General features: G+C 41.3%; 8 protein-coding genes. 5 read left to right on the top strand and 3 right to left on the bottom strand.

Features of this window, described 5'->3' with window-relative positions; all coding sequences use genetic code 11:
• The 4 genes from ACFIME_RS07150 to ACFIME_RS07135 form a co-directional block, all read left to right on the top strand.
• The coding region (locus tag ACFIME_RS07150) for a DUF4815 domain-containing protein (RefSeq protein WP_375684717.1) at positions 1–1,528 on the top strand (1,528 nt) is incomplete at its 5' end.
• 13 nt (positions 1,529–1,541) lie between these two features.
• The gene (locus tag ACFIME_RS07145; RefSeq protein ID WP_375655407.1) at positions 1,542–2,915 is read left to right on the top strand and encodes a Bgr_08870 family protein; all 1,374 of its coding nucleotides are present in this window, start codon (positions 1,542–1,544) and stop codon (positions 2,913–2,915) included.
• Positions 2,916–3,372: 457 nt separating this feature from the next.
• Entirely contained in the window at positions 3,373–3,651 is a 279-nt protein-coding gene (locus ACFIME_RS07140; protein WP_375618870.1) for a type II toxin-antitoxin system RelE/ParE family toxin, read from the top strand.
• A 10-nt stretch (positions 3,652–3,661) separates the two neighbouring features.
• Complete coding sequence (locus ACFIME_RS07135; RefSeq protein WP_273721170.1) at positions 3,662–3,970, top strand: HigA family addiction module antitoxin; 309 nt, start codon at positions 3,662–3,664, stop codon at positions 3,968–3,970.
• 75 nt (positions 3,971–4,045) lie between these two features.
• Here ACFIME_RS07135 and ACFIME_RS07130 read toward each other — a convergent pair whose 3' ends face one another.
• From ACFIME_RS07130 to ACFIME_RS07120, 3 genes are all read right to left on the bottom strand, one after another.
• Positions 4,046–4,297 (bottom strand): type II toxin-antitoxin system Phd/YefM family antitoxin, encoded by a 252-nt coding sequence (locus tag ACFIME_RS07130; protein ID WP_375632903.1) that lies wholly within the window; start codon positions 4,295–4,297, stop codon positions 4,046–4,048.
• 124 nt (positions 4,298–4,421) lie between these two features.
• Positions 4,422–4,700, bottom strand: coding sequence for a hypothetical protein (locus tag ACFIME_RS07125; RefSeq protein WP_375632901.1), 279 nt, complete (start codon positions 4,698–4,700; stop codon positions 4,422–4,424).
• On the bottom strand, positions 4,697–5,449 hold the full coding sequence (locus tag ACFIME_RS07120; protein ID WP_375632899.1) for an antA/AntB antirepressor family protein: 753 nt from the start codon (positions 5,447–5,449) through the stop codon (positions 4,697–4,699). Before ACFIME_RS07120 ends, ACFIME_RS07125 begins: the two co-directional genes overlap by 4 nt.
• Positions 5,450–5,831: 382 nt before the next feature.
• Between ACFIME_RS07120 and ACFIME_RS07115 the strand changes: the two genes are divergently transcribed.
• Positions 5,832–6,539: phage tail sheath subtilisin-like domain-containing protein (locus ACFIME_RS07115; protein ID WP_375684716.1), on the top strand; the 708-nt coding region annotated here is incomplete at its 3' end.

The following is a 6,539-nucleotide window of genomic DNA, read 5'->3' as shown; positions in this document are numbered from 1 at the left end:
AGAGTTGACAACGGCTTGCGAAAAAATCAATCCTTATCAAAATTTTGCACCCCTGCCTGGTACAGTAACCCTTGAACCCGCGACAGACTTCTGGCATGAACAGCGCACCGATTGGCTCTCAAGCGTGACCAATCAAATCAATATGGGCTGGAACCGTGGGAGAAGCGTTCGTAAAACAGAAGTGCGTGATGATTTGGTCAATGCACATCAAGAGCAAATCGACTTTTTAAGACAAATTACCCTTCATTTTAAAATTGAAGGTTTTGGCAGTAGAGAAATCTTGGAAAGTCTTACCTTTGATGGTGTGAATGTTTTACCAAAAACAAAGCTTGTTGCCGATAGCAAAGGAACCCTTGAAGGCACTTTTACGATTCCACAAAATATTACGGCTGGCACAAAAAACGTTGTGGCACGGGGAAAAGGTGGAACCATTGCAACGGGGCTTTTTACCGGTCAAGGTCTGATTGATGTGAAAGTGATGCGGCGCACCACAACAGTAAAGATATGGACGCAATTTGACCCACAAGCGCAAGTCTTTACCCCCGATGAAACACGGCAAATCACCGGTATTGACTTTCATCTTTGCAAAATCGGTAATGAGAACCATGATTTGGTGATTGATTTGGTCACCACTGAAAATGGCTATCCGACCGCCGATATTCAAGCACAAAGCTTTTATTCTATGAAGGGCGCAAAGCTAGGTTGGGCTGGGGCACGCTATGATGTACCACTCCTTGTGATGGATGACCGCTTAACGGCTTTCGTTATCAAGACAGATGATGCTGATCATTCTGTTTCACTGGCAAAGCTTGGAGATTTTGATGCAGAACACCAGAGATATGTCTCAAGCCACCCTTACGTGACCGGTCCACGCTTTTCTTCTGTCAATGCTAGGAGCTGGACCGCTCATCAAGATGAAGCCTTAGCCTTTCGGGTGCTGGCAGCACGCTACACACAAACAGAAAAGATTGTCGATTTAGGCACCTTTGACCTTGTGGACTGCTCTGATTTGCAAGTACGCGCAGCCATTGAATTGCCTTCAAGCGATTGTTCTGTCATCTTTGAAATTGAAAGAAACAATGGCACAATTTATCAACTCCTGCCCTTTCAATTGCTCAGTCTTACCGAATATATCAGTGAAAAGGTAAAGCTCCGCGCTATTCTCAAAGGCACCGAAAAGCTCTCACCCGTTTTGTTTGCTCCTGTTCAATTGATTGCGGGGAAGATTCATAAAACAGCCACTTATGTCACCCGTGCTTTTGCCTTTGGGGAAAAGGCAAGGTTAACGAGCTATATCAAAACATTTTTACCAGGCGGTGCAACCTTTACACTCGAGATGCAACTGGATGATGGTGGTTTCACCCCTCTCACATTAGAGGAAACAGAACAACTCGCTGAACCACTTTGGACAGAGCGCAAATTTGTGAGCAGCGATAAAACAGCCAAACAAGCACGTTTGAAATTGACCCTTACCGGTGGACCAGCAGCGCGGTCCATGGTGAGTGATTTTGGCGCTGGCATATTGTGATGGGAGAACAGAGATGACAAAAACCAAAAAACTCGACATGGAATTGCCTAAAGAGGGGCGTTTTATCAGTTCTGAATTCCCAATCTTGCGCGAAAACTTGACAAAAATTGATCAGGCAATAGCCGATATTGAGGAAAAGGTAGACGAAAAAGCGCCTTCAAAACACACGCATACCATAAGCGAAATCACAAATCTAGAAAGCGCTCTCAATGGCAAAATGGCAGCCGATAAAACCTTCTCATTTGCTGATTTAAGCGATATCGAGGGGGCAAAAGATGCTGCCAACAATTATGTTCTCTATAAATCAAGCAATAATAACTTCACCTTTGGCAGTGCAATATCTTTGCTTGGCTCTCATCAACATAAGATTGAAGATATTGTGGGGCTTGATGATTTTAGAGCTAAGATCAACGAAGATCTCACAAGCTATGGACACCTCACAAGCCCAAATGAATGGCAAAGTTATAATAAATTTACCAGCAAAATCACTATGAGTGGTGGCTTAGAACTGTTGGGTAATTCGTCGTTTAATCTCACCCATAATGGTGAAATAGTTACCAGTTTAAGCACAACGGGAAGCACGTTGAAAGGACCGCTTAAAGTCGATGGAGATCTTGTTTATACGAAAGAGCAAGTAGATGCAGCTATCTTGGCAGAAAGAGAAAAAATTAAAAAAGATTTGATTGAGAATATCATTAACTGGCCTGCACTTGCTGATGCTGAACTGCTGTATACACAAAATGGAAAAATTCAATGGCCCGATTGGGTAACGGACCAAACCAAGGTTGAGATCCAAGCTTGGGGTGGTGGCGGTAGTGGTGGTGGAGCAGATACGCCAGGATTAGGAGGAGGTGGCGGCGGTGGCGGTTGTTCAGTCTGGTATGGCTATAAAGCCAGTTTAAATGGTCATGAAGATATAGTCATTGGTAAAGGAGGAGCTTCTGTTTCAGGGCGGGGTGTACAAGGTAAATCTGGAGAAACAACAATCATTGGCAAAAATTTTATTACCGCTACAGGAGGAGAGTATGGTCGTGCTGGTTATCCTATTTACTCAAATAATCGTATTTCTGGCCGCCATTCAGGCGATGGCGGTGCTGGAGGTACAGGTGGAAACTTTGGTTTAGCAACGGATGACCACCTAGGAATTGCCAAAGGCGGAAATGGTTATGCTGGGACAAGCGGAATCAATGGAAAAACAAGCGGTAATGGCGGTGATGCTGGAGGCGATACATCAAGGGGTGGAGCTGGAGGGATAGGACTAGGTTCCTACAGTTCAGGAAAAGCAGGGCGTGGTTTTGGTGGTGGTGGTGCTGGCTCTCATGGAGATTCCTCTCCAAGCGGCGCTGGAGCTGATGGCGCTGTTCTTATAAGGTTATGGAAAGATTAAATACAAAACCAAAAATAGCGCAAGTCAAATTGATAGCTGTTGTATAAGCTGGCTTGTATGATTTTAAGCCCTTTTAAAGCCCTTTAAAGAGCTTTTTGACTGACAGTGTCAGTCTTATGAGAGAGTGAGATGATTGTTATGGTCTCTTCATTAATTTGGAGAGCAAAATGACAATAGAATTTAAACTTCGTATTCACTTTATTAAGAATGGCAAGGGATCTAAGTTTTTAGCAATATTTGATCAGACAGCCGTTGGTATGTTTGTAAAATCCTTGATGTTAACGTGCAAATTTATCCCCTCCATGCACCTATTCTTCTCTTTACGCATGAGGTGGAGAAAAGAAAAACAAGTCTAGACGATAAGGGTTTCTAATGGGATGTTACTGTTTTTTCCATTTTAGCACTTATAATGTAAGCTATTTGTTGACATTAACAGTATTTTACGCTATATAAAAGAATGATTAAAACGTTTAAAAGCAAAACATTGGCAGAATTATTCAAAACGGGAAATTCATCCAAGATTGATAAGAAACTTGTAAAACGTATCATGGTTCGTCTTGATCGTTTAGATATTTCTGAAAGACCAGAAGATATGAATCTTCCAGGATTCAACTTTCATTCTTTGATTGGATATTCACCCACTCGTTACACTGTCCACGTTAACGGACCATGGTGTATTACCTTTGAATTTGACTCATGTAATGCTTACCGTGTTGATCTTGAACAATATCACTAAGGATACAGTTATGAATGACATTCCTGCACAAAGAGATAAAAACCGTTGTCCTACTCATCCAGGAGAAGTTTTAGCAGAAATTATTCCTGAGACAGGCAAAACAAAATCAGAAATTGCGCAGATGCTTGGTATATCACGCCAACATCTCTACGATATTCTGAACGCAAAAAAGCCTGTTTCTCCTGCTATTTCCGCTTGTCTTGGCAAAATGTTTGGTGATGGAGCTGCTATATGGTTACGTATGCAAGCTAATTATGACGCTTGGCATGCTGAACGTGAAACAAATGTTAGCAAAGTTCCAACACTTCACGCTGTTTGATCTCTTCCTCACTCTCAAGGGATAATGTTTTATGGAATACTGGATAAATAATAATATTGAACAACATCCCCCGCTTTAAACATGTTCGTTGCCATTTAAAATATCATCTAAACCACGATCTAAATCGTCTAATATATTTTGCGGTGCATCTGCATAAACAAAAGATTGTGCACCAGAACGCGCTTTTATTAATTCATGATATAAATCAACAGGAAGCATAATGATTTTTTCACGCCCTCGCTTTGTCAAAGCTACAGGTGTAGACATAGCCTCGTCTAAAATATCGCCTGCCCCGCGGTTTACATCTGTAAAACTATATTTTTTCATATGCACATCCTATCTTTAATGTATAATACGTATTATACGTATAATGTGTATTATGTGAAGATATTTTATACTGTTAACCACCTCCCCGCCTAAAAGACGAGGAGATAAAATCATGTTTTTAAAGTTAAGCAGCTTTCTTAACAGAATTTTTCAAACTCGGATCGTAAGCTTTCAACAAAGGCTCCATAATAGAAGGAGGTTTTAAAGATCCAAAATTTGTAATCATTGCCAGAACTCTGAGTGCGTTTGGTGATTCATCTTGAAGTTTTAAAATCAAAGCTTTTTCTATTGCATCCATGGTCTCAATGAGAGCATTAAAAGCTTTATCTTCGACATCATCACGATCAGAAAACTGAAACAATGCCATCCATAAATCACATAAAAAGTCGATACTGGTATTCATTGCACACCCCCAAAGATTTGTTCTCTTAAACATGCCAATCCTTTTGGTGTGATTTTTGTTGAAGGCAGCACCTTTTCTGTACCATCCGATCTTTGAATGGTAATAGCAGGACAATCCATGAATCCTTTCTTTATCTTATCCTGATAAGGTAATAGAGGCGCCCCTGGAGCCCGTCGATAGACCCAATCATTTTTCCGCAAGTAATCTGTTAAATCTTTTGGTCGTACTTCAAGCATTTTCGCTGCTTCAATAAGACCGAACAGCCCATCAGAGCGTTTTAAGCCTTCTAAAGCTTCTGCTTTAGGCTTGAGTGTACTCACCTCATTTCTTAAGTCTTCTAATTGATTGATACTCTCTAAAAGGAGCTGTTTAATCGTAAGAGGATTTTCCAATGCATTGGCAAGATCTATTCGTGGTGTTGCTACTTGTTTTGCACGTTTTTCACATTCTATAAAATATAAACGAGCTTCTCTACCTTTCTTATTGTTCTCCACCATAGAAAGTTCTTTGGCTACACTTAAAGTGAGAGCATAATCTTTAGAGGGACGACCACCTTGGAGGTTTTTCCCAAAATTGGGAAAAACTATATAATCTCTGTTTTCGACAAAATCATATTTGTTGATGCGTTCAGTAATCCAGTCTGCAAACTTTTTACCTACTCCTAAAAACGCATGTAGATCACGTGCATTTACTGTCTGAATCGCATCGCCATCAATGACTTGTTCTGTAATTTCTATAAGAGTGTTCATGTGAACTCCTAGTTGTTAGATGTTTTTCATTGACACTCTAAAGAGAGTGCCGGGCGCTGAAAAACACGGCAACTAGCCCGTCGTTATGCCTTTCCCATAAAGGGTATTGTATAGCGTAACCACACCCGACAATGCCATTATATGCGTGTAACATACAATGAGTCAAAACTTTTAGTTGGCGGAGAAGAGATTGTTTCGGCAATCCATCCGCTAGTTGCTTTAAGGTGTTTTTCAAGCACCTGATTCGAAAATACACATTGTAGAAATAATGTCAATCTATTTTCGATAATTTTTTATCGTAATGCCAGTTTAACAAACACAGCAATCATTCTCTCATTTTTTCCCATTCATTTCATTCGCCAATATTTTAAAGGAGTATAAAATGGCAACAGGTTTTTTACACGGTGTTGAAGTCATTGAGGTTGACGACGGCACCCGCCCCCTTCGCGCAGTACAATCGGCAGTTATCGGGATTGTTGGTACAGCACCCGATGCCGATGAACAAGCATTCCCTCTCAACACACCGGTTTTGGTAGCAGGCTCTCTTTCACAAGCTGCAAAACTCGATAAAACGGGTAAGCGTCAAGGTACCTTACCCAATGCCCTTGATCTTATTTTTAAACAAGTAGGAGCAATTGTCGTTGTCGTGCGCGTGAACGAAGGTGACAACGAAAATGCAACACTCACCAATATTCTGGGTGGTGTAAACGCAAATGGTGCTTATGAAGGTGTTCATGCTTTCATTGGAGCGGGGTCCATTGTAGGACAAACACCACGCATTCTCATCGCTCCAGGCTTTACACATAAACGCCCTTCCAGTGTGAATATTGAAGAAAATGGAACGGGTGCGACTGCCAACCCCGTAGCAGCAGAATTGATTGGCATTGCCGAGCGTTTGCGTGCTATTGTGGTGCTTGATGCACCAAACACAACAGATGAAGCAGCCCTTAGCACAGCAAAAGATTTTGATTCAAAACGCGCCATTCTTATTGATCCATTTGTAAAGGTGAATCGTGATGGAAAAATTGTAGAACAGCCAGCAAGTGCAGCAGTTGCTGGTGTCATTGCTAAAACTGATTTTACACACGGT

It is taken from the genome of Bartonella sp. AP1QHHD, from assembly GCF_042196265.1.
GTDB lineage: Bacteria > Pseudomonadota > Alphaproteobacteria > Rhizobiales > Rhizobiaceae > Bartonella.
The sequence above is the reverse complement of the archived record's forward strand: the minus strand, read 5'-3'. Positions and strand labels throughout refer to the sequence as shown.

What these genes read in the sequence shown, in the direction of transcription:
- ACFIME_RS07130 (WP_375632903.1), bottom strand. Translation starts at nt 4,297, where the DNA reads ATGAAAAAATATAGTTTTACAGATGTAAACCGCGGGGCAGGCGATATT.
- ACFIME_RS07120 (WP_375632899.1), bottom strand. Translation starts at nt 5,449, where the DNA reads ATGAACACTCTTATAGAAATTACAGAACAAGTCATTGATGGCGATGCG.
- ACFIME_RS07145 (WP_375655407.1), top strand. Translation starts at nt 1,542, where the DNA reads ATGACAAAAACCAAAAAACTCGACATGGAATTGCCTAAAGAGGGGCGT.
- ACFIME_RS07125 (WP_375632901.1), bottom strand. Translation starts at nt 4,700, where the DNA reads ATGAATACCAGTATCGACTTTTTATGTGATTTATGGATGGCATTGTTT.
- ACFIME_RS07135 (WP_273721170.1), top strand. Translation starts at nt 3,662, where the DNA reads ATGAATGACATTCCTGCACAAAGAGATAAAAACCGTTGTCCTACTCAT.
- ACFIME_RS07140 (WP_375618870.1), top strand. Translation starts at nt 3,373, where the DNA reads ATGATTAAAACGTTTAAAAGCAAAACATTGGCAGAATTATTCAAAACG.